This is a genomic window from Pseudomonas sp. BAV 4579 (genome assembly GCF_009765395.1).
Taxonomy (GTDB): Bacteria; Pseudomonadota; Gammaproteobacteria; order Pseudomonadales; family Pseudomonadaceae; genus Chryseomonas; species Chryseomonas aestiva.
In genome coordinates, this window is record NZ_WHOV01000288.1 from 1 (window position 1) to 368 (window position 368).

The 368-nt window shown below is 63.6% G+C and carries 1 pseudogene; it reads left to right on the plus strand.

The features are described from left to right. Positions 1-160: pseudogene (locus GSQ95_RS26020) on the plus strand (threonine ammonia-lyase, biosynthetic); the annotation flags it as partial. Positions 161-368: the final 208 nt, after the last annotated feature.

The window sequence follows — 368 nt, forward strand, 5'->3', positions numbered from 1 at the left end:
GTTCCATTACCGCAACCACGGCGCGGCGGACGGCCGGGTGTTCGCCGGGCTGGAGGCCAGCCAGGCCGAACGGCCGGAGCTGCTGGCGACGCTGGATGCCATCGGCTATCGCTACTGGGACGAGACCGAGAATCCGGCGTACCGGTTGTTCCTGGGCTGAGGTCTGGGGTTGTTGGGCTTCGCTGCGCTCAGCGCCAACCTACGGGAACGTACGGGTAGGGTGGATAACGACGTAGTCTTATCCACCGTTGGCACCCGTGCGAGCTAGTGGAAAACGCTGCGCGGTTTTCCACGCTACGGAATCCAATCGCCCTCTCTCCCTCTGGGAGAGGGCTGGGGTGAGGGTGGCCAAACGCCAAAATTAAGCT